Consider the following 22,386-nt stretch of genomic DNA (forward strand, 5'->3'; position numbering starts at 1 on the left):
GAATCATTAACACGAAACTGAAAATCATCGTAAACTCTGGAACGGTACAAGCTCATTCCCGATGCTGATTTTAAACGTAGTCTTTGATGGTAAACAATGCCAATGGTCGGATCAGATCAATTGGCTGATTTGACCTGATGGCAATGGCATTAAATTTCTTATGCAGGGAATTTCAATCATTATATTCGCTGAAAAAAAATGCAGTACCTGGGATTTCTTGCTTGTGCAACGGCGATTTTCTATGCAGGTAGAAAACTTTCATTTTATGGGGATCTTCTGGCAGAAAAAACCGGGCTGAGTAAGGGTTGGATTGGTTTGATACTGATGGCTTCCGTTACCTCATTACCGGAATTAATGGTCGGTATAAGTTCTTCAGCTATTATCAAATCTGCCGACCTGGCTGTCGGGGATATCCTGGGAAGTTGCGCATTTAACCTGGGAATACTTGCAGTGATGGATGCGTTTAGCCCTGGACGTAAGCCTTTATTCGGGATCGCTTCCCAGAGTCACCTGATTAATGCAGGCCTTGGAGTAGTTTCCGTGAGCCTGGTCGGACTGGCTTTGTTTCTGCCATATGATTACCCGATTATGCCATGGATTGCCTTATCAAGTATTGTTTTTATTATCGTATACTTTTTATCTGTTGCCATAATATACAGGAATGAAAAAAAACTGGCGGCATTGAGTCCCGTAGCGCAACAACATGATGAGGAGGGGAAAAGACTTCCGTTAAAAAAAATCATTCTCTTCTACAGTCTTTTTGCCATTGTAATTGTTCTCGCAGCGCTCGCATTGCCTTATTTTGCCGAACAGATAGCAGAATCCACAGGGTTAGGTAAATCATTTGTAGGTACGCTCTTCCTGGCTGCTTCTACTTCCTTACCGGAAATAGCTGTATCACTTGCTGCCATCAGGGCTGGATCGATCGACCTGGCAGTGGGCAATCTGCTGGGAAGTAATATTTTCAATATTTTCATTCTTGCAATTGATGATATCTTTTATACCAAAGGATTTCTCCTGAAAGACGCTTCTGAATTTCATCTTATATCAGTGCTGGCAACCATAATGATGTCGGCAGTTGCAATCATAGGATTGAGTTACAGATCGTCCACCAAAAAATTTGTGCTTGCACTTGATTCGGCTATAATTTTCGGCGTATATATTGTATCACTGGTTTTTATTTATCGACTTACTGCCTGACCCGAACCAAGCTTTTCAATAATATGAATTGCATTCTGAACACCGTTCTCCGTGTTCAGTTTTGTCTGCATTAATTGTGCATGAGCTTGCAGCGAACTGTCATTTACAAGTCGGTCTGCGGCTGAAAGCAGATCAGTCAACGTTAGCTTCTTTGCAGGGACGGGTTTACATGCGAGATTCTTTTGATATGCGATAGTTCCCCAGAAATGCTGATCGCCTAAAGGGTACAATACCGGACAGGTGAAAAAGGGTGTACCGGCGCGTAAGCATGCGGCGATGGTGCCTATTCCTCCATGATGAATTACACCTTTCACGAGCGGGAAAAGTTTCTGGTAAGGAGCTGACTCCACGAGATGAATATTTTTATTTTTGTTGAAACTTTCCGCCTTTTGTAGTCCCCAGCCCTTGATAATGATGAGCCGGTATTTACTGGAAAGACTATTTAGTGCATCATATACATTTATTTTCGTTTCAAACGGCATGCTGCCGAGCGTAAAAGCAAGCGGCACTGTACCTCCATGGATAAAATCCAATGTCTTCTGATCAGGTTCCTGTTCTTCTTCGTCGAACCAGAAACCACTGAAGTAACTGGAGTTCGGGTAGTCGTTCGGTTGAGTAAGAAAATGCGGACTTATTCCATAGATCGAAGGCAATGGTGGCTTTTTGAATTTTGTAGTGATGCCGATTTTTTTCCGGAATTCATTGATGGGTTTATTCATCATTTTTAATCCGAGATCTGTAAGTTTATAGCTCGACCTGTTTAAAAACCGCGGAAGGTGCCAGGAACTGAAAACAGGATTACCAAATTCACTGGTGGGTTCGATAGCCGGAACAACATTCGTTTTTATAAATTTTGCATTGCAATTGTCCATGAAGTATTCGGCCATTGCTTTTACGTGAAACAGTACGCAATCGCTTTCTCTGGAGATTGAATAAAATGTTTCCAGTGCACTGATCATCATCGGATAAATAAGCCGGTGTAAATGTTTGCGGGCGCTGAGCGGATTGCTCATCATTTTTTTGCCTTCTTCCGAATTTAAAATGGCCTGGAAATCAGCTTCGACAGGTACAAAGTCAATATTATAGGATTCGATAAGCGAAGAAAAGTTTTTCGCAGTTGCTATTACAACCTCATGCCCGCGGCTCTTCAGCGCTTTGCCGAGAATTGCAAAAGGCTGTATATCGCCACGGGTGCCTAGTGTAAGCAATGCTATTTTCATTTATGCAGCAATTACAATTTTTGTCGAAAGATTACCTGGCAGGAGAAATGCCATACGCAATCATCTTCGTAAACTCTTTTATCAGGTCGCCGGGCTTTCTGAATATCTTCGTAAATGCTTCGTTGCTCACCAACGAACCATAGGATAAAATCAATTGAATCAGAAAATCGATATTAACATCGTCTCTGATCAGTTTTCTGTTTTTTGCTTTTTTAAATTCAGATTTTATCAGCTTCCATTCTTCCTGTGTTCTCTGGTTAACATACGCTCTCAGTTCCGGCCCGGGATTACCATAAAAATCCTGGATGAATTCTTCGCTGATTCCCCTGGTCCCTTCTGATTTAAGGTCGATCATGTTTTTCAGGAATTCTTCTGCAGTCGAAGATGCAGATAATATGATTCGGAATTTCTCATTCGCTGCATTCACGGAAGTATCAAAGACGTGTTTGGCCAGTTCCGTTTTATTGGTGTAGTAACGGTAGAAAGTCATCCTGGAAATGTCTGCTTTCTTACATATATCTTCCACGGAGACCTTTCTCAATCCAAATTTCCAGAAGAGAACTGAAGCTGCTTCAACGATCCTTGTTTCTGTAATCTCCATCAGCAAATATTATAGAATGTGACAAAAATAGTAAAAATGGAATATAATCGTAACATTATTCAAAATTTATATTGCTGGCTTTTTACAGTCCATCCGTTCCGGCTTCACTGATTACGCAGGGAGTTTGACCAGGTGATTATCAAATTACAGTGAAGGAAATCCGGTATGGTATGGCCGGGAAGCACTGTATTATTTGTCTTACATTCATACCCGACTAATCAGGTGGATATGAAGAAACAGATCAGATCCGGTTTCGTAATCATTTTTTATGCAGTGATTCTTTTACGTGCATTAAATCTCTCTGGTCAGACCAATCGTGTCATGGAATTTTTTCCGCAGGGAACCATCCTGCATAGCAATGTTCACTACAGCAAGGATACCATCGCAAAACATTTGCTCGATATCTATCTTCCGGCAAATGCAAAAGGGAAAATACCCCTGGTGATTTTCATTCATGGTGGTGGCTGGATGCACAATGATAAATACGCTGACATGGGATATATGAAAAAAACCGTGGCAGAGATTGTATCCAGCGGTTATGCGCTTGCATCTATCGATTATCGGTTCAGTTCACAGGCGGTATTTCCTGCGCAGATACAGGATTGTAACCAGGCCATTTCATTTTTATACGACAACGCCGGTAAGTACGGTTTCGACAGAGCGAAATTTGCAGTCATGGGATTTTCTGCGGGCGGACATCTCGCTTCCATGGTCGGTCTTTCAAGAAACAATAATGTTGAAGGGTTTTTTGTGCCCCGTACGAGCAGGTTTTTCCAGATCAAAGCGGTCGTTGATTTTTATGGTCCTTCAGATCTGTTGTTATTTCCCGGCAGCGAAGACCCTAAATCTCCCGAAGCATTGTTGATTGGTGCTGCTCCATTTGACAGGCCTGATCTTTCCAAAAAAGCAAGTCCGGTCACCTATGTCGATAAAAATGATCCACCTTTTCTGATCATCCATGGAGAAAAAGATGATCAGGTGCCACCACGGCAATCACATTTATTGAGTTCCTGGTTACGAATGGTGGGTGTTCCGAATGAATTGATCATTGTAAAAGATGCACCACACTACGGGCCGATGTTTGATGTGGATGAGATCAGGAGTAAGGTGATGAGTTTTTTGAAGAATGTATTGAGGTGAGGTAGCAGGAAGGATAATGGCGGCAGGAGATTTACTTCAGCGAACGTAAGAGGCAACAGGCAACAGATACAACGCTGTGAGGCTGCTTTTTTCGATATCTGTTCCGTCAATAGAAAAAATAGATTCGACGAAGAATTTTGAATGCATTGGGTTATTGCAGAAAAACACTGACCTGTTCTTATTGCCTGCTGACTATTGCCTTTCTTCACTGTTTCTGTTCACTGTCTCTGTTCACTGTCTCTCCTTATACAATATTATCCTGTTCATTTGCCTTGTTCGCATGAATGCCCCGGTGTTTTCCGGATGAAACAGTTTTATTTATATTGAATCATGAGAGGTTATTTACTGAGTTTTCTCCTGATGATTTCTGTTTCAGTCCCGGCGCAAAAAAACGTTTCTTTTTCTGATGCAAGGCGGAATGTTTCATTTGATCTTAACTGGCGTTTTTTAAAGGACAGTCTGGTGAATGCTGAACAAGAAAATTTTGATGACTCCCGGTGGAGAAAACTGGACCTGCCGCACGACTGGAGTATTGAGGACCTGCCACGAAATTCCGAAGACACCATTTACGGACCATTCGATAAAAAAAGCGTCGGTGCCGGATCAACAGGCTTTACCGTCGGCGGAACCGGCTGGTACAGGAAAAAATTTGTAGTAAAAACTGCAGATCTGCATAAAAATTTCACCATTTATTTTGACGGTGTATATATGAATGCTGATGTGTGGGTGAACGGTCACCACCTGGGCAATCACCCTTATGGATATACGCCTTTCTACTATGATCTGACTCCTTATCTGCATGTACCAGGTCAGGAAAACGTAATTGCAGTAAGAGTTAAAAATAAGGGGAAGAATTCACGCTGGTACAGTGGTTCCGGTATTTACCGCAATGTGAAATTATTCATCACTGATCCCCTGCACATAGAACCATGGGGCGTGTATATAACAACACCTCAGGTATCTGCCGAAAAAGCAACAGTACATATCAGAACAAGTACATACCGTCCGCGGAATAACCAGCAAAAACTAATTCTTGTTACTACCATTTTTTCTGATGCAGGCAGGCAGGTTGGCAAAGTTCAATCCGACATTGCTGCCGGGCGAAAAGGAGAAGATACCAGCGCACATAGCATTGTGATCACGAGGCCAGCTTTATGGTCGGTGGAAACACCTGTTTTATACAAAGCAGTCTCTGAAGTAAAAGAAAATAACAAAGTAATCGACAGGGTGGAAACGAATTTTGGAATCCGGAGTATTTCATTTTCTGCAGAGAAAGGTTTTCTTCTGAATGGGAAGAAGCTGTTGTTAAAAGGCGGTTGCGTGCATCACGACAATGGTCCGCTGGGTGCCGCAGTTATTTATCGCGCAGAAGAAAGAAAAATACAACTCCTGAAAAAGAACGGTTTCAATGCGGTCCGTACGAGTCACAATCCTCCCTCTGCACAATTTCTTGAGGCCTGTGATCGGTTAGGGATGCTGGTTATAAACGAAGCATTCGATATGTGGGAGCATCCAAAGAATCCGGAAGATTATCATCTCTGGTTTAAGGAATGGTGGAAGAAGGATCTGGATGCAATAATTCTTCGCGATCGCAATCATCCTTCTGTAATCATCTGGAGCGTAGGAAACGAAGTGTATGAACGGGCTGATAGTCCGGGTATAAGAATAGCAAGACAACTTACGGAAGAAACCCGTCGTGTGGATCCAACCCGACCCGTAACCGTTGCTCACTGCGAATTCTGGCAGCACCCGGGTTACAAATGGGATACGACTGCAGCTGCTTTTGCACTCCTGGATATTGGCGGATACAACTACATGATGTCCGAGTACGAGTCTGATCACAAAAAATTCCCCGATCGTATTATTCTCGGTACAGAATCTCATGCCCTAACAGCATTGGAAAACTGGAACTTGGTAGAAAAGCATCCGTATGTGATCGGTGATTTTGTCTGGACAGCTTTTGATTATATGGGAGAAGCTTCTATCGGGCATACTACATACGACAGTATAAAAAAGAGACAGGTACTGCTCGGCTGGCCCTGGTTCAATGGATGGTGTGGTGATCTCGATCTTATCGGCAACAAAAAACCTCAGTCATATTATCGTGATATTGTCTGGCATAACAGTAAGATTGAAATGGCTGTACACCGGCCTGTTCCGCAGGGAATGGTTGAAAATGTAAGTGCCTGGGGATGGCCCGATGAACTGCAAAGCTGGACATGGCCCGGCCAGGAAGGAAGGCGGTTGCAGGTGCGTGTGTTTTCGCGTGCGCCGATTGTAAGATTGCTGTTGAATGATAAAGTGATGGAGGAGAAAACGATTGCAAAAGACAGTATCACCGCAACATTCGAAGTGCCTTATCAGCCGGGTGTACTCAAAGCTGTTAGTATAGAAAATGGAAGACAGACCGGTGCTGTTGAACTTAAAACAACGGGTGCGCCTACACGATTACGTCTCGTGCCCGACCGGCCAACTATACGGAATGATAGAAATGATTTGTGTTATGTGATGGTAGAAGTTGTTGATGAGAATGGAGCCGTGGTTCCGGAAACAGAGATCGATATCCGGTTTTCTATCAACGGGCCCGGAAAGATAGCAGGTGTCGCTAATGCAAATCCTGTTGAGCTCGCAAGTTTTCAGCAACCACATCGCAGGACTTTCAATGGACGATGCCTGGTGATTGTGCAACCAGTCGGAGGTAGTGGGCCGGTCACTTTAAAAGCAATTGCCAATGGCTTGAAAGCTGCGGAGCAGCTGATTAAGGTGGGAAAATAATTTCTGTTTTCTGGGATAAACTTGAATTTTTCTTCGGTAGATCTTTGGCAGATGCTGTATTAATGTCGGATGAAAGTCAAACCGCAAAGCCAGCAGCCAGGTATACAGCCCGCAAAGAAAATACAAAGAAGTTGTATGTTTTAAGTTGTATGATTTAGGTTATCTCCTGATTGTTACAGAAGATTGTTAAACTGAACATTCCAATTCGTCAATCGCAGATCAGCACCCGTACTTCCCTTGGCTGTTCCTTTGCGAAAACCTTTGTTGTTTCCTTTGCGTTTTGATGTTGGCTGTTGAAAGCTGTGGAACAGTACGCTGGCAATTCGCAGCAGTGAGGAAGTTAAGCGAATTAGCAAAAAAGCGAAGGTGGGGGAACGAGCGGTAATTAGAAATTGAGAAGAAACCAATAAATCTGATCATCAAAAGTGCAAGATTCTACTCCAGAACATAATTTACACCATCATACTGGAAACCCACAATCCCTGAACGATCAGCAATAAATAAAGAGTCAATTCCATTTGAATATCCTTCGTTATGGAGCAGCAAAATTACATCCGGGTACTGGTGATTTCCAATATTTACGTTGGATAATCGCTTTGCAGATTTTCCCTGTCCGGACTTTGCAAAAATATCGCACATCACAATATTCGGTTCCCCCTTACTGTAAGCATTCAGGCACAGCCAATTTGAAGACCTGAGAGCGAGATGAATGGAGTCTGTTCTCGCATCGTTCAGGTAGAGAGTTGTTTTTATATATTGGATCTGGTAATTCTCATCGCACTCGTTGACCACCAGCTCTGTTTTGTCTATGGCATTAATTCGGAACACATGTGTATTGTTGCCATTGTCCGTAAACATCAATTCCCTGTTGCCAACTGCAGGCAACCAGCTTTTTTCTTTTCCTAACAACATTGGCTTTGTGGTACAGTTGGTGCATTCCATCGATGAGGTAAGGAAGTATATAAAGAGCAAACTCACTATCAGAAGGTTTCTTTTCATAGACACATGCTGTCAGAATCTCATCGCGGAATACCAGCATCAAAGGTGAATCAGGAACCGGTAAAATTCTCTGATGCCGGATGTCAAAGATAAGGTTAATCACGGTACAGGGGGCAGCCAAATTCAGCGAGACAGAACGTCCCCGGCATCAAATAGAACTGCGTATAATCAAGGTCGGTTGTATAGTGTGCGAATCCTTTTCGATAATGAATTGCAAAGGAATTTTGATGTCAGCGTTGGGGCGGATGTAAGCGCGAAAGCGCGAAATGCCTTGCACCTGGCCGACGTTAATTTTCGTTTTCAAATTCGCCTCCTTATATTCAGCATTTCTACAAAATGCAACAGTTCAACGAACAACGAAAAACGAACAACGAACAACGATGAACGAACAACGATGAACCAATAATCAGCAATCCCTGATTAATTCGCTGTTGATCCGACAGCAACAGGAGCCATTGCAGCCTTTTTTATTTTGATAATCATTTTAACCCGGTACAACAGAAACACAGCGGCCAGGCCGATGATCATTACGATATAGCCAAGGGTATTATAATGTTCGAGCGGACTATGCGTGGTTTTTTGTACCACGATACTGCCGGCAACAGCTGCGCCGATACCTCCGGCGATTTGTTGTAAGGAAGAATTGATACTCATGAAAGCGCCGCGGTCCTGCATTTCAGGAATGGAAGTCGTTAGCGCCATCGCAGGTATCATGCGACTGAAAATGGTTGCCATCATGATCACGTTAAATACCATGATGATCCACAACGGCTTCGGAGTAAGGTTCGTGTATATGCCCACCAGTACCATCATTGCCAAAGAAGCAATCACAAACAGATTAAATTTATCCATCCGGTCACTGAGTCGGCCAACCAGTGGCATAACGATCAAAGATGCGACGCCTGCTACCATAAAAAGCAATGGAAGCTGCGTTGCGGTGACGTGCAGATTATTAACAGCAAAAGCGCTGCCGAAAGGCATCATCATAAATCCACCGATAGAAAGGAATGCGGTAGCTGCAAAACCGATACGATAATTCCTTTTTGAAATTGTCCTGTAAAAATGCGTGAGCACGGAATGATCATGCTGCATTTTGAGATGTGCCGTGACAGGCTGCAATTTCAGAATAATGATAATGCAGATGATGATCGCGAGTATGGCTATCATAATAAAAGCCGACTGCCATCCCCACAAATTGGCCAGGTGAAGACCGATGGGTATTCCCAGCACCTGGCTCGCGCTCACACCGATCTGCATAATGCCCATCACGCGTCCTCTTTGTTCGAGCGAAAAAAGATCTGTTACGATGGCCATTGAAATGGAACCGATCACGCCACCAAACAATCCAGTAATAAGCCGTGCAGCCAGCAGCAGGGGATAGGTATTTGCCAGTCCGCAGAACACCGTTCCTGCAATAAAACCGGTATAAAAAAACAACAGGAGCTTTTTCCGGTCGTAACGGTCAGCAAAGCCGGCTGTCAACAGGCCGGAAATCCCTGCGCTGAACGCATATACAGAAACAGCGAGGCCGAATTGATCCGGCTGCAGGTCCATCGATTTTATCAGAAAATCCCCCAGGGGAGACATCACCATAAAATCCAGGATCACGGAGAACTGCGTCAGAGCGAGTAAAACAATTGCAAGGACCTGGTAGGGAGTAAATGCCGGCGGTTTGCTCATGGGTGCAACTTTACATGAAGCCAGCAATATTAATGCATTCAGCCGGAGATTAAAATCAAATGAGAAATTATTTCTGTAGGCAGGATGCCGGCCGGCCCCAACGTCTCAACGTTGTATGATTCAACAGGTTGGGAGTGGTTTTTATGAAATCATGTTTCAGAATTTCTTGAGATTTGGTATGGAATTTTATCACTACGTAATTGAACCCAGGAGTTCAAACCGGGATTTTCATTCAACCATTTTAAATTAAAAAAGATGAAAAAGTTAGTATCAGCCGCTGCCATCTGCCTAATGCTCCTGTCATGCGATGAAAAAAAGATTTCTGCATCTGATGTACCATCAGCTGTCGTATCCGCCTTCAACCAGAAATATCCCGGAGCCTCTGATGTAAAATGGCAGATCGAGAAAGAAAACGATAAACAGATTTACGAAGCGGAATTTAAAATGGATGGTAAACAGATCGATGCTGAGTTTGATGCTGATGGAACCTTTATAAGAGAAGAATAGGTGTCGTCATCACAGTTCTGCAACCAACTTAAAATTCATAAGATCAGATTTTGTGAATAGGGGGGGATTTGTTTGTCAGTTTTACCATAGGCGCTTACAGAAATTTATTCACGCTATTAGCTGTAATATCTTCGATCATTATATACTAAACAACTTCTCTTTGCCGGGAATACGCAAGGGCGCTAAGGACGCTCTAAGATAAAAACTTCGGACAACCTTCGCGTCTTCGAGGCCGTCACCGGGTTGATTTCAGAAACTTTGCATTTTTAGCGTCAGAGTAGTATTATTGACGCGTGGAATTTAAATAGACTATAGTGAACGTCTTCACTTAGTAAATTCTTCACCGTTGAAATATAACTTATGATCAATCCTCACCGAATCATTTTATCAGCATTATTTATATCAACAATTTGCGGTGGAATGCAATGTGACAAAGAAGAGTATCAACATCATTTCCTGGAGAAGGTGGAACTTTCCCCTGAAAGAAAAAGTTACAATGTTGGCGACACCATCTGGCTTCAGTATTCAAATCCCGACAACAGGTTTTTTGATAGATTCAAGCGCCTGGATTTAGGTATCGATTCCGCTTTAATCAGTTTCGAGCTAAAGCTTAATGCACAATACAATACGCCGGTCGGACCACCTGATGGTTTTTGTGATTTTGTAACTGCAGGAGGTGTAAACAACGGACGCTACCTGTATGATTATCGTACTTCGCTGTCAACAATGATTGGCTGTGATAACAATGCCTATAATTTCAAAATCGGCGTAGTGCTCAAGCAAAAGGGAATTTACAGCCTGGAGATGCCTTTGGACTTTTCATTGCAGTCATGCCCGTTAAGAGCGAACAGAATTCCACTTTCCAGGATAGAATATCAATTCAATATTATTGATGGAAATAAGGAAGTCTACCAGGCAATTCCACTTTCCCTGCGGATGGACGGTAGTGGATATATGGAAAATGAAATCGATAATAAGAGGGCGATGATGATTCAGGTGGATTAACCTGGTCGCCGGACTGATCGAGAGAGAATGTGAACAGGTCAGCCGGATTGACCTATGTGTGGGTAACAAAGGAAAAAACAAAAGGGGCGGAGTGCCCCTTCTTCTTACATCGTTGTCCCTGACGGATTGTTAACTGTGTTACCGTTTCTTGGTTTAAACATGTCGCCAAGCGGACCCATATTATCTGTAAATAATTTTTTGCCTTTTTCAATCAGAGAACTTCTTTCTTCGGGAGTCATTTTGCTATAGCGATAATATCCATAAGCCGCTGCTGCCGCAAGTAATAGTCCAAGGCCTTTTTTCTGTACCATAAATATTATTTTAAGTGATTTAATTTTTATGAACAGATGAAAAAACTATGCCTTCGTCTATGATCAGGTATTGTTTTCAGATATATCGATTAAGTGAGCAATACATTCCACAGTTTCAAATTGTGTTAACCAGGTAAATTATTGTCGTCGACGATATAATTCAATTCTGTTACGCCCGAACTAAACTGGTGGGTGGATAATAGCTTCAGATTTATTTTCTCTTTCATCCCAGTAAACAATGGAATGCCTTGTCCAAGAACGATGGGGTTTACAAAAAGCCAGTATCCATCGATGAGTTGTTGCTGGATGAGTATATGTGTTGCTGTCGGGCTCCCGAACAAAAGGATGTCTTCACCATCCTGTTCTTTTATTTCGTTAATTTTTTCAGATAGGCTATCGCTGATAACTGTTGTATTAGCAGGCGCTGCATCTTTCAATGATTTTGACAAAACAAGTTTGTGAATCTTGTTATACCATTTTGAATGCTCGATATCATGTTTGCTGGCATCTGGTTCCTTGCCTGCATTTGGCCAGTAACCTTCCATCATTTCATAGGTTTTCCGGCCATACAACGCAGTGTCACCTTTACCTATCCGTTTCCCGATATGATCAAAGAGCTCTTCATCTACTTTAATCCAGTCCATTTCTCCATTAGGCCCGGCCACAAAACCGTCGAGTGATATGTGCATGAATGAAATTATTTTTCTCATAATGTGTTTTATCGTTGTCGAAAATGGGTATAAATTACTTTTATTCCCGTTATTAAAGACTTTATTTTAAGATTCTTTTCAGCATAAAATTGCGGTGCTGATGGAAGGATTCAAAAGATTCCGGATCGACAACCATCTTTTTCAAAGACTCAACCCTCAGGAGTTTTCGAGGATATCTTTTGCTGTTAAATTACCCAGTAGTTCTGCCAGGCCGATCAGAATTCCTTCCGTTCCCCGGATATAACATAGCCGGTAAATGTTTTCATAGTTAACTATCTCACCCACGAGTTCTGCGCCTTTCTTTTGAAGCCTGGGAACCAATTCATCAATATTACTAACGTTAAACATCAGGCGCAGGTAGCCAAGCGAATTCACCGGCGCGGCGCGGTGATCAGCTACAGTAACAGGTCTGAGAAATCTGGAAATTTCGAGCCGGCTGTGCCCATCAGGTGTTGCCATCATTGCAATTTCCACCGATTGGTCTCCCAACCCTGTTACCTTTCCCGCCCATTCACCTTCAACCATAGCACGCCCTTCCAGTATCAATCCCAGTTCTTCGAAAAACGAAATGGCATTGTCCAGGGATTCCACAACGATACCGACATTGTGCATCTGTATTACTTCGCTTTTTGTCATGTGTTGAATTGTTTTATTTGCCACTGTGATCCAGGCATACGCAGCACCTAAATTATGGATATTGAACTTTTTTGCAGTAAACAGATTACAGAAAATTCAAAGGATTTGTTTTTAGCCTGATTCAATAAGCAAGTTCGAATCAGTGCAGAGGTAATTCGAGCAGGATAAATGCCGCTGATTCGTCACTATTGTTTATGATTGAAAAATTTTGTCGTCCCTCAATGACAAAGAAGCTCCCTGGCGATAGTTTTTTATCGTTTTCCTTACCATCTACTTTCGCGCTTACGAAAGAAGCATGTAGAGATACTAAAACGAATGATTGCTTATTATCGATCAGTTTAAAATCTTTTCCCTTCGGCAATTGAATACGATATGCTCTGATCCACGGAGTATCGATTTCAATGGTAAGGTCTGGCAGGGTCAGTGGCTTATGAATAAACCCACTGTCCTTATACAGAAGCTCTACATCCATCACATGGAAAGTATCAATATCTGCGTTCCACACACGATGAGTACGGGTATTGGGTGGTGATAAATTTTCGAAAAGAACAGTTCCTGAAGTCGAGGAGCCACCTGACGCTTGTCTTCCTTTATTCTGTGAGCCGGTTTTTGTATCCGAAAGCCTGATAAAAAGAGATAGTGTGTTGTGAATATGATAAAGAGACGTGTCGCCGGGAGGCAGAAGTACATTCAGAATGCGAATGTCTTTATTTTGAAAAACAAGGTGGTGCCGGGGTTCTTCGTGTACGGGTACTTGTCCGTAAACATTGGTCAGTCTAAGAACCAGAATAAGAAGGAATAATTTTTTTTGCAATGTTGAGTATTTACAGGGATTTGATCATCGCTAAGATAACGATCATCAGCGAGGCGCGGCCAAAAAGCTGGTTCTGAATAGATCAGGATTGGATTTGCCGGTAAAAGTCAGTAGACACGAAATAGGAAGCTGAACTAAGAATCAATTGACGTTTAAGAAGGGGGCACATTTCCGGGGAGTACTTTTATCGTTTTCGGATACCTGTTTCGGTAATGTATGGTCCTGCACTTTAGATCAATGCGATGAAACAAGGACAGTAACGGGCAATCCCTGATGATTGAAAATTGTTATCGTAATTGAAAAAGTTTAAAACCTAAATTCGATGAGTCAACTCATCACTATAGCTGATTTTCTCAGGTAAGTGTTTTCATTCAATTGCTGAACCATAAATTCAGCAACGTCAGCCCGGGGAACTTTTGGAATACCTTTCATTTCCATTTTTTCACCTGCTTTATATTTCCCGGTTCCGGGAGCATCAGTCATCAGAACGGGGTAAACCAAAATCCAATCAAGTGGGCTATGTCGGATGAGGTCATCTCCTTTTGATTTGTCTGCATATATATTTTTTAAGAACAATTTGTAGATAATCCTTTGAATAAAATCAGCTTGCTTAAATGTTTCTCCTACCCCAAAAGCAGAAAGAAAGATTAAGCGCCTGACATGCTTTTCATTCATTGCAGGAATTAATATGCTGACTGCATCAGAAATTAAATTTCCGGATTTTAAAGATTTTCCCACGCCGAGTGCACTGAGTACTGCATCCTTTCCCTCGAGTGATTTTGCCAGAATATCTTTATCGAGTACGTCTCCATGAACTATCGTAAGTCCCTCATGATGATGTTTCAGCCGGGATGGATGACGGGCTAATGCCGTTACCTCATGATTTTGCTGAAGAGCCTGGGTTACCAGTTGTTGCCCGGTTCCACCGGTTGCACCCAAAATAAGGACTTTCATTTTCGTTGTTTTGGGGTTACTAAAAGTTGCAAAGAAATTAATAATTGTTCCACATCGTATTGCATGTCTCTTTTGAAATCATCCGAAGCAAATGGATTTTATCCGGGATCTTTCAATTGTCCTTTAATATAGTTGTAACGATGAAAAAAACAGGCTTTTTAGATTATTAGCCTGAGCGATTTTGTATCATCTACCACGGGTAAGCATTGGAGCCCGGGCGATACTTAATAGCATGAATCCGGGCTTGCAACTTAGGTTGTTCAGAATAAAATATCCGTCATCCTGGATATATTCTACATCCGACTGCGGACGGCATTCTGCGTATGTTCCGGAACGTAAACTGTTATCCTGGATATCAACTTCAAAAATGAAATCTGTAATCCAGTTAATTTAACTATCCGAGAACCGTTTAAACAACCGCATTGTCACACAGTTGCCGGCATAGAAACAGTGATAGGTTCGAGGACGGTGTGTTTTTCTTTTGCCACTTTTTCCATTATTTCCGGATTGCCCATAACAGCCTGCATTCCATCCATATCAAAAACATCCACGACAAGCACAACCGAAGTCGGATCGTCTGTATCCTGAAATGTCTGGAATCCAGATGCAAATTTCGAAAACAATTCACTCCGATCCTTATGCCCTTTTAACCAGGTATCGATGTTTCCTACTTTGTGGCGAATGATAACTGTTGGCATTTTTGTGAATTTTGAAATTGATGCTTACTCTATGCAGTTTTCGGCTTCCCTGTTGCCTGATTGCAGATTTTACGTCGAATGAGGCCTCGTTCGACAACGGATGTGGAGTTACTATTGTAGGGAGTGAATTGGAGTGGTAAGGTAGGGATAATTATCCATTTGAAATTTCTGTTTTAAAACGAGGGCGGACAGGCTTCGTAGGGGTTTCAGCAAGTTGAAATTAAAAATGCACACCCAATGATTATTGCGCCGAATTACAGTACAATAGTAACAACTCAACTTGTCGCTTATTTTGTACAATCCTCATAGCAGTCACTTTTCTGAGATCTAATTCCGGCTATTGATACTTATACGTTGTATGATTGCTGCAATACCTTCAAAGGTGCCCTTGAAATAATCCCCTTTTCTGAAAGGAGGTATAAACTTTTCGTCTATTATAGTTTTTGTCTCGTGCTGGTTAAGTACTGAATTGTTAATGAGTGAATCATTCCAGATATATATAGCTCTATACGTTAAAGAGAAGCCAATGGTAGTATTGATCCTGTTTTTTGTACCTGCTATTTGAGTTACTTCATAAACGCTATCCATCGATGTCATTAAACTATCGAAGCTGAAAACAACAATCCGCAAACCTTTCTGCTTTTTAAAATCTTCTATCAACGAATCCAGTCGAAATTTTTCTTCCGCCGAAAATGCGTTGCTATAATCGTTTATGTTTTTAATGCCTTGTGCAAGGCTGTCTTTTAAAAGAGTTCGTAATGTGTCATACTTAGCTTCCATTATTTTCAAGACAGTGGACTCGGGCAAGTATTGTGTCTGACTCTGTGTACACGCGCAGGAAAAGACTATGAACAGGAAAGCAAAATTTAATTTTCTCATTTCAACAGATTAGCAATGGTGAATTCATTGTACGTTGTTATGTAATACAGATTCCCTGCTTCAAAGTCTATTGAGTTGACTCTGTCAGCGTGAAAATATAAAAGTCAGGGTTTCCCTCGAATGTTTCTTTTGAACTTATGAAAATCAATTTCCTCAGTAGCCTGGCAGAACGTTGATTGTCCCTATGAGTAATTGCAATGATTTTCTGAAACCTTAATGTCTGAAACGCATATTCAATAACTTTTTCTGCTGCCTCTTTCATGATTCCCCTGCCTTGAAAATCCGGCAATAGTTCATACCCGATTTCGCAACTATTATGTCCGGTTGAAAAATCATACAGGCAAATTGTACCGGCAAAAGTTCTTGTCTCTGTCAAGGTTATTGCCCAATAAACGGAGACGTTTTCCCTTAAGTTATCATTGATCTTATTGATAAAGTCAATAGCATCTTCCGGTGTCCTGGCGACGCGCCTGTCCAGGTATTTATTGATTTCATTGTCTGACCGCAAAGCAAAAATATCCTGGTGATCATCAATAGATAATTGGCGGAGCGTTAATCGTTCAGTTATCAAAACCGGAAAGCATGTAAAATTTCTACTGGTCATTTATAAAAGATACTGCATCAATATTGTATTATGTTATGGTTGACGGATAGCATAATTTCTTGCAGATGGTAGGAATATAAGAGAAGCCAACCTTCGAATAGTACAGTCATTTAATACATTTCAGGTGCGAAATGTAAAATTGTCGGGCCAGTGATCGGCATTGGTAGTAATTCTATTCATCTTTTATTTTAGTCCACTCACCACCGATATATTCTCTTTCCATCGAATAGCCATAGTCTAGATCGAAAGCTTCATTTAGCGTTTTGTCTCTGATAACCATTTCCTCTAAAGCGACAAGCCTGATATCTTTCTGCATCTCGTCACCGGTCAGAAATTGCCAGTCTCCGTCGGTGTTGTGAACAACCCGCAAAATTGGCTTATGAAGATCAAGCCATTGCCTGGTCGTAAAAACTCCCAGATTTTTTTCTTCTCTGAATTTAAAATCCGTGTTTCTGTCAAGTAACGGTTGATCGTAACGAAATTTTTCTTCGAAATTTTTTTCCCATGGAAAGATATCATTCCTGTCAGTCCAGATAAGTTGTACCGCGGGAAATTTCCTTTCTCCGTAATAGTTCAGTGCTGCTCCAAAATAATCGCCAATATTTCGTGCATCCACTGGCAAAAATTCTGATCTGCTGCTCTTGAAAATGTTGTCATAGTTGACATATGTCTTTATGACTTCGCCGTTCTTTATTAAATCAGCAACATCGTTGATTATTACGTGTCCCAGTTTTTCTGGTAATCCAAAGCAAATTATTTCGGGATGGTTATAAGTTTCAAAAAGTCCTATACTATATGCAAAAGCAGGTGAATAGTCGGATCCGCTGACCATTATTACCTGAAGTCCGTACTTAGTAATGTTTTCTTTGGTCTTAGTAAGAAGTCTATCTCTGCTAATGCAATTATGTTCTTTTTTGTTATACATTTTTTCATTCAGATGGGCTGTTCATTCTTTTGCCGGCTCATAATAAAGAATGATCGCCCCACCGCCAAAGATTTTGGTCTTTACGTGTTTAAGTAATATATGTTCATGGATGTTTTTAAATAAGGGCAAACCACTTCCTGCAATTAAAGGATGAATACAAAGCTGATACTCGTCTATTAAATTTAGTTTAGTCAATTCAACGATCAAACCTGGGCTGCATACATAAACATCTTTACCGGATTGGTTTTTGAGCTCCAGTACTTCTTCTTCAAGATCCCGGCTTGCCAGTTTCGCGGATTTCCAATCTACTTTTTCCAGTGTGTGAGAGAATACAAGCTTTGGTGTATTATCTATTGCCACAGCAAAGTCGTCCATTGCTATATTGCCGGTAGGGTTTTCCAGCACCGTTCGCCAATATTCCATCAGCTGGTAGGTTATCCTGCCATATAAAACAGTTCCAGCATTTCTTAACAAGTCAGCGTAATGTTGATGTAATTCTTCATCTGGCACTCCTGAGGTATGGTCACAATACCCGTCGAGTGTCATATTGATGGCTGCAATTATTTTTTTCATGGTTATAGTTATCAGTCCGTTTTTCTGGCGATGAACGATGCCATAGGTTCAGATTATCATCTATTCAGAAAACCTGAAAGGCTTCAACTGAAACTTCTTCCCGTTGTTGACTAAAGATAACTTTAAACGCTCAACGTTCAACGTTCGATGTTGAACGTTTATGGCTTATAATCATCGGCCTTCTTCCATAAATCCTTATTGCGTACAAGAACCTGGGTAATGGCACCTTCTTTGGATTTAGTAAATCTGAGCGGGTAATTTCTTCTTTCATTAAAAAATTCCAGTTCGGATTGCTGCTCGAAAGTTATTTCCGATCCGTTCCATGTTTCAAACACAACCAGATGGCCATCCCGGGTGATGATCTTCAGATAAACGTCTTTTCCTGGTTCAAATTGAAACTTATAAAATCCTTCGTAAGCTTTGAAATCATCATTCCTTTTCAGGTCCAGATCCTGGAAGTCGAAACTGAAATCGATATTTGGTGAAATGCCTTTCATTTTAATGGATTGAGCTTTGCCTTTTTCATCCAATGAAAAGATGGCCAGTGCATCGGCATTCATCGCCTGGTATTCCCATTTTATGGCAAATGTATTGGCATTATAAAAAGCCATCGGCCCATTCAATTTCGGAGAGCGATAGGATCTGAACCATAATTTATTTTCTTTTTCAAACACCTCAATTTTTCCAAACCAGGGGTCTTCATACTTTCCGGTAAAATCTTCGTTTTTTACTTTTACATTTTTTGCTGACTCAACTTTTTCCCAAACCTTTTTTGTTACTACATCACTCATGTTCTGTTGATACTGCATCCATCCTGCAATTTTATCTGTCCAGCCAAAATCGTCCAGGCCCAAATAACTGTCAGCAATAGTACCTGATACAGCCGAAAAAAATGCACCACCCTCATCGGAATTCGTTAGTATGACGATTCCAAGATTTAAATCGGGATACATAGTCACTTCGGATACCATTCCAGGTAAACCGCCGGTATGCGAAACTTTTAAATTCCCTTTTACATCGGTCAAAAACCACCCTAAACCATAACCGCTGAAATGGGAATTGTACCTCGGGTCCCGATTGGTTTCCAAAACAGTATGTAAGCGCCACATTTCATTGTGGTTGTTCGAAGAATATAATGAGGTTTTTAAATCAGTACCGTACTTTCCCCTGTTTAATTGAAGAAGCATCCATTTTGACATATCCGCCACATTCGAGAATATTCCACCTGCAGCGCTTCCGATTCCCGGACTTTGCGCTTCAATTGTTTTTATAGATCCGGATGCTGCTGAATGCGGCGTTGCCAGGTTACTTTTGTTTTTCAGAAGGGTGCCAACAAATGTATTTTTCATTTGTAGTGGCTTGATGATTCGCTTCTGCACAAATTCTTCATAACTCATACCACTGACCCTGGCAATAACTTCTCCGGCTACGATATAGAGTAAATTGTCATAATCATACTTTGTACGAAAAGCAGATGCGGGTTTAAAGTATTGAAAGCTGGTCAACACATCCTTCATGGTAAAATCGGAACCGTCAGGAAAAAACATCAGATCGCCAGCACCCAATCCGAGGCCGCTGCGATGTGTTAAGAGATCCTGTATATTGAAGTTCTCTGTTACATAGTCATTATACATTTTGAATTCCGGCAGGTGGTCCTTTACTTTATCAGTCCATTTCAATTTTTCTTCATCCACTAAAATGGACAGTGCAGCCGTTGTAAATGCTTTGGTATTCGATGCAATCTGAAAATTGGTGTATTCATTTACCTTTTCTTTTGTAACAACTGAACTCAGTCCATACCCTTTTTGATGAATAACTTTCCCATCTTTAACAATGGCTATACCTGCGCCGGCAACTTTAAACTTTGTCAGTGCATATTCTACAATTGAATCAATTTTTTGAGTCGTTAGTTGCGCTACAGTTTCAGTGGATATAACAACTATGAGTAGCAGTAATGTTAAAAGAATGACCGTTTTTTTCATTATTGATATTTTGAAAATCAGATTGTGAGAATATTGTTTTTGGTTTATCGCTAATGGTTGAGATTTGTCCGATTGTCGGTGATATATTATTTCTTACCCGATGCACTTTTAAAGTCCTCAAAAGTTTTTACTTTATACTCCGGATATAAGTCGCTGCATTCCCCGGGTAAATCACGCAGTCAAATCAATCAATCCTGTACGCAACGAACAGATTTTGCGTGAGAAACAGGGCCATTGAAACGGAAAGCTTTTGTTTGAAGTGGTTTCTGTCCGGGGCCACCATAACTGAAGTTCCATCCCCAGGCTTTACCCTCATGACCCGTGGATGTGGACGTCCACCAGAAACCCATAACACCAATCACCTCATAAAGATTATTTCTGCGAATACCTCCAGGAAGAGCGTTAAATCCGCTGATGTTAGTACCGTTACCGTCTTCGACCCAACCTTTGACGCTTTTCAGGGTTTCGCCGGCCTTGTCCATTCCACCGAATGTTTTCACCAGCGCAGACCATTCGCCATCCGTTGCCAGATGCCAACCTTCGGGACAGGCTTTTTTCGCTGCTTCCCCGGTGTAAAGCAGGCCCAGCTCTTTTCGATTGCTCTCTTGGTCATCATAAGCGTAGCTCCATTGCTCCTGGTAGCTCAGGTTTTGGGCCATCCAGGTAACCGTGGCGCCGGTCAAAGTATTTTTGAAGCTGATCGTTTTATACGTTTGGCCATCCCGCAGGTCGGTGAAGGTGCCAATGGGTTGGGCATTTACAGCCTGTATAAAAAACAAAATTGCAAGTAGGGAAACGATATACAGTTTTCTCATATTTGGTTCGGTTAGTATACATCAACTCTTCGGGTTCCCGCTATGTTACTTGCTGATTTTGTTAAATGGTAGATACAGCAAGCGAAGAACAAGGGAGCAATAATTAATTTGAGTTTTCAGCATCCACCCTTGCCGGGTACGACAGCATAGATCGTGTTGCCTGACATAAGAAAATTAAAGCCCTTACCCTGTACAGAAGGAAGTAATAATGTCCATGTTACTCCTTTGTCTGATGATTTGAAAATGCCCTCAGGATGTGTACAAAAGAAGTTTTCACCCACCTGGTAAATGGAAGTCGCGAAGGCTTGCACCCGAGGTCGGTCATTCCAGGTCCGCATCATTGAATCAACAAAAACTTTGTTCTCCATTTTGGACTCAATGGCAGTCCAGGTTTTACCCGCATCGTAGGATGCACTTAACCTCCTCGGTCCCGACTCTGAACCAGAAGAGATAGCAACGAATCCACCTTTGATTGGTTTTACATCCCAGTTCACACTGTCCTCACTTACAGCTACGGACCAGGTTTCACCATTATCGGTCGATCTGATGATTTTTCTCATAGTAGTCGCTACCAGCACGCCATTCGACTCTGCCAGATGCCCGAACAAGCCGCCATTATGCACATGTTTCCAGGTTTTTCCGTTGTCAGTGGATTTATAAAGACCTCTGTCGATGCCGATGAAAATGGCACCTCCCGCAGTTTCAAAAACAGTGCGTATCCGTGGCTCGTGATAATTTTCGAATACCGGCGACCATACACTCGTTCCGTCTGTTTTTTTCAGATTGATACCCCAGTAAAATTTTCCGGACACAGATGGTGCAATGTTGCCGTTTTCAGTAAGGGTTTCTTTGGTCCAGAAAGGAGCTTTGGCATTTGGAGCATTGTGATAAAGTCCGTTTTCAAACTTGAAAAACAGACCTTTATCATTTGCAAAGAAGCTGTTTCCCCGGATACTGTCTTTCTGTAAATTTTCCGGCAACCCTTTGCTGATGTCCTGCCATGTTTTTCCGCCATCTGTGGATTTGAAAACGGTATTTTCGAGTCCTGAATTATTTCTAACCACTTTCGTGGCATCCTTTTCTTTTTGCATAAAAGAATTTAATAGAAATAATACGAGGAGGATTGCGGGGACAAACACCAGTAACTTTTTCATTTTTTTAAATTTAGAGAAAAGCATAACATCTGATTTGATTCATCAAAATAACTTCGATGTGGTTTAAACATAGGTATCCATCCTGTAAATAAAAATGTAAACAATGTAAATACTGGGTAAATGCGGTGCCTGATATTTCAAAACCAGTCAAAAGGAGAGGGGACAAGCGTTATAAGTTGGCGACAATTACCTGAATAAGCGATC

Annotated in this window: 22 protein-coding genes; 5 read left to right on the top strand and 17 right to left on the bottom strand. The window is 41.6% G+C overall.

Features of this window, described 5'->3' with window-relative positions:
- Positions 1 to 198: 198 nt before the first annotated feature.
- Positions 199 to 1,200, top strand: coding sequence for a sodium:calcium antiporter (locus tag P2W82_RS24100; RefSeq protein WP_336518525.1), 1,002 nt, complete (start codon positions 199 to 201; stop codon positions 1,198 to 1,200).
- Here the strand turns inward: P2W82_RS24100 and P2W82_RS24105 are convergent.
- On the bottom strand, positions 1,182 to 2,420 hold the full coding sequence (locus P2W82_RS24105) for a glycosyltransferase (protein WP_336518526.1): 1,239 nt from the start codon (positions 2,418 to 2,420) through the stop codon (positions 1,182 to 1,184). The two genes, P2W82_RS24100 and P2W82_RS24105, sit on opposite strands and share 19 nt — an antisense overlap.
- 31 nt (positions 2,421 to 2,451) lie before the next feature.
- The gene (locus P2W82_RS24110; protein WP_336518527.1) at positions 2,452 to 3,021 is read right to left on the bottom strand and encodes a TetR/AcrR family transcriptional regulator; all 570 of its coding nucleotides are present in this window, start codon (positions 3,019 to 3,021) and stop codon (positions 2,452 to 2,454) included.
- A 228-nt stretch (positions 3,022 to 3,249) separates the two neighbouring features.
- Between P2W82_RS24110 and P2W82_RS24115 the strand changes: the two genes are divergently transcribed.
- Positions 3,250 to 4,161 carry an alpha/beta hydrolase gene (locus P2W82_RS24115; RefSeq protein ID WP_336518528.1) on the top strand — a complete coding sequence of 304 codons (912 nt, stop codon included), beginning with the start codon at positions 3,250 to 3,252 and terminating at the stop codon, positions 4,159 to 4,161.
- Between the two features lie 330 nt (positions 4,162 to 4,491).
- Positions 4,492 to 6,936 (top strand): glycoside hydrolase family 2 TIM barrel-domain containing protein, encoded by a 2,445-nt coding sequence (locus P2W82_RS24120; protein WP_336518529.1) that lies wholly within the window; start codon positions 4,492 to 4,494, stop codon positions 6,934 to 6,936.
- A 435-nt stretch (positions 6,937 to 7,371) separates the two neighbouring features.
- Here the strand turns inward: P2W82_RS24120 and P2W82_RS24125 are convergent, their stop codons facing one another.
- Positions 7,372 to 7,935 carry a hypothetical protein gene (locus tag P2W82_RS24125; protein ID WP_336518530.1) on the bottom strand — a complete coding sequence of 188 codons (564 nt, stop codon included), beginning with the start codon at positions 7,933 to 7,935 and terminating at the stop codon, positions 7,372 to 7,374.
- 420 nt (positions 7,936 to 8,355) lie between these two features.
- Positions 8,356 to 9,615 carry an MFS transporter gene (locus P2W82_RS24130; protein ID WP_336518531.1) on the bottom strand — a complete coding sequence of 420 codons (1,260 nt, stop codon included), beginning with the start codon at positions 9,613 to 9,615 and terminating at the stop codon, positions 8,356 to 8,358.
- A 255-nt stretch (positions 9,616 to 9,870) separates the two neighbouring features.
- On the opposite strand from P2W82_RS24130, the gene P2W82_RS24135 reads away from it, so the two are divergent.
- Both P2W82_RS24135 and P2W82_RS24140 read left to right on the top strand, forming a co-directional pair.
- Positions 9,871 to 10,122, top strand: coding sequence for a PepSY domain-containing protein (locus tag P2W82_RS24135; RefSeq protein ID WP_336518532.1), 252 nt, complete (start codon positions 9,871 to 9,873; stop codon positions 10,120 to 10,122).
- Positions 10,123 to 10,482: 360 nt separating this feature from the next.
- Positions 10,483 to 11,127 (top strand): hypothetical protein, encoded by a 645-nt coding sequence (locus P2W82_RS24140; RefSeq protein WP_336518533.1) that lies wholly within the window; start codon positions 10,483 to 10,485, stop codon positions 11,125 to 11,127.
- Positions 11,128 to 11,231: 104 nt separating this feature from the next.
- Here the strand turns inward: P2W82_RS24140 and P2W82_RS24145 are convergent, their stop codons facing one another.
- From P2W82_RS24145 to P2W82_RS24205, 13 genes are all read right to left on the bottom strand, one after another.
- Positions 11,232 to 11,438 carry a hypothetical protein gene (locus tag P2W82_RS24145; RefSeq protein ID WP_336518534.1) on the bottom strand — a complete coding sequence of 69 codons (207 nt, stop codon included), beginning with the start codon at positions 11,436 to 11,438 and terminating at the stop codon, positions 11,232 to 11,234.
- A 125-nt stretch (positions 11,439 to 11,563) separates the two neighbouring features.
- Positions 11,564 to 12,148 (bottom strand): dihydrofolate reductase family protein, encoded by a 585-nt coding sequence (locus P2W82_RS24150; RefSeq protein ID WP_336518535.1) that lies wholly within the window; start codon positions 12,146 to 12,148, stop codon positions 11,564 to 11,566.
- 156 nt (positions 12,149 to 12,304) lie between these two features.
- Positions 12,305 to 12,784: a VOC family protein gene (locus P2W82_RS24155; protein WP_336518536.1), complete on the bottom strand. Its 480-nt coding sequence runs from the start codon at positions 12,782 to 12,784 to the stop codon at positions 12,305 to 12,307.
- Between the two features lie 139 nt (positions 12,785 to 12,923).
- On the bottom strand, positions 12,924 to 13,598 hold the full coding sequence (locus P2W82_RS24160; protein WP_336518537.1) for a hypothetical protein: 675 nt from the start codon (positions 13,596 to 13,598) through the stop codon (positions 12,924 to 12,926).
- A gap of 327 nt (positions 13,599 to 13,925) precedes the next feature.
- On the bottom strand, positions 13,926 to 14,552 hold the full coding sequence (locus P2W82_RS24165; RefSeq protein ID WP_336518538.1) for an NAD(P)-dependent oxidoreductase: 627 nt from the start codon (positions 14,550 to 14,552) through the stop codon (positions 13,926 to 13,928).
- Between the two features lie 425 nt (positions 14,553 to 14,977).
- The gene (locus tag P2W82_RS24170) at positions 14,978 to 15,250 is read right to left on the bottom strand and encodes a hypothetical protein (RefSeq protein ID WP_336518539.1); all 273 of its coding nucleotides are present in this window, start codon (positions 15,248 to 15,250) and stop codon (positions 14,978 to 14,980) included.
- A gap of 327 nt (positions 15,251 to 15,577) precedes the next feature.
- Positions 15,578 to 16,129: a TPM domain-containing protein gene (locus tag P2W82_RS24175; protein ID WP_336518540.1), complete on the bottom strand. Its 552-nt coding sequence runs from the start codon at positions 16,127 to 16,129 to the stop codon at positions 15,578 to 15,580.
- Between the two features lie 67 nt (positions 16,130 to 16,196).
- Entirely contained in the window at positions 16,197 to 16,733 is a 537-nt protein-coding gene (locus P2W82_RS24180) for a GNAT family N-acetyltransferase (protein ID WP_336518541.1), read from the bottom strand.
- Between the two features lie 172 nt (positions 16,734 to 16,905).
- Complete coding sequence (locus P2W82_RS24185; RefSeq protein ID WP_336518542.1) at positions 16,906 to 17,658, bottom strand: DUF4262 domain-containing protein; 753 nt, start codon at positions 17,656 to 17,658, stop codon at positions 16,906 to 16,908.
- A 21-nt stretch (positions 17,659 to 17,679) separates the two neighbouring features.
- Positions 17,680 to 18,231, bottom strand: a complete 552-nt coding sequence (locus P2W82_RS24190) for a dihydrofolate reductase family protein (protein ID WP_336518543.1) — start codon at positions 18,229 to 18,231, stop codon at positions 17,680 to 17,682.
- Between the two features lie 158 nt (positions 18,232 to 18,389).
- Positions 18,390 to 20,213, bottom strand: a complete 1,824-nt coding sequence (locus P2W82_RS24195) for a serine hydrolase (RefSeq protein WP_336518544.1) — start codon at positions 20,211 to 20,213, stop codon at positions 18,390 to 18,392.
- Between the two features lie 188 nt (positions 20,214 to 20,401).
- On the bottom strand, positions 20,402 to 21,028 hold the full coding sequence (locus tag P2W82_RS24200; protein WP_336518545.1) for an FISUMP domain-containing protein: 627 nt from the start codon (positions 21,026 to 21,028) through the stop codon (positions 20,402 to 20,404).
- Positions 21,029 to 21,144: 116 nt separating this feature from the next.
- Entirely contained in the window at positions 21,145 to 22,182 is a 1,038-nt protein-coding gene (locus tag P2W82_RS24205) for a sialidase family protein (protein ID WP_336518546.1), read from the bottom strand.
- Positions 22,183 to 22,386: the final 204 nt, after the last annotated feature.

The organism is Pollutibacter soli (assembly GCA_029269725.1).
In the GTDB taxonomy this organism is placed as follows: domain Bacteria; phylum Bacteroidota; class Bacteroidia; order Chitinophagales; family Chitinophagaceae; genus Pollutibacter; species Pollutibacter soli.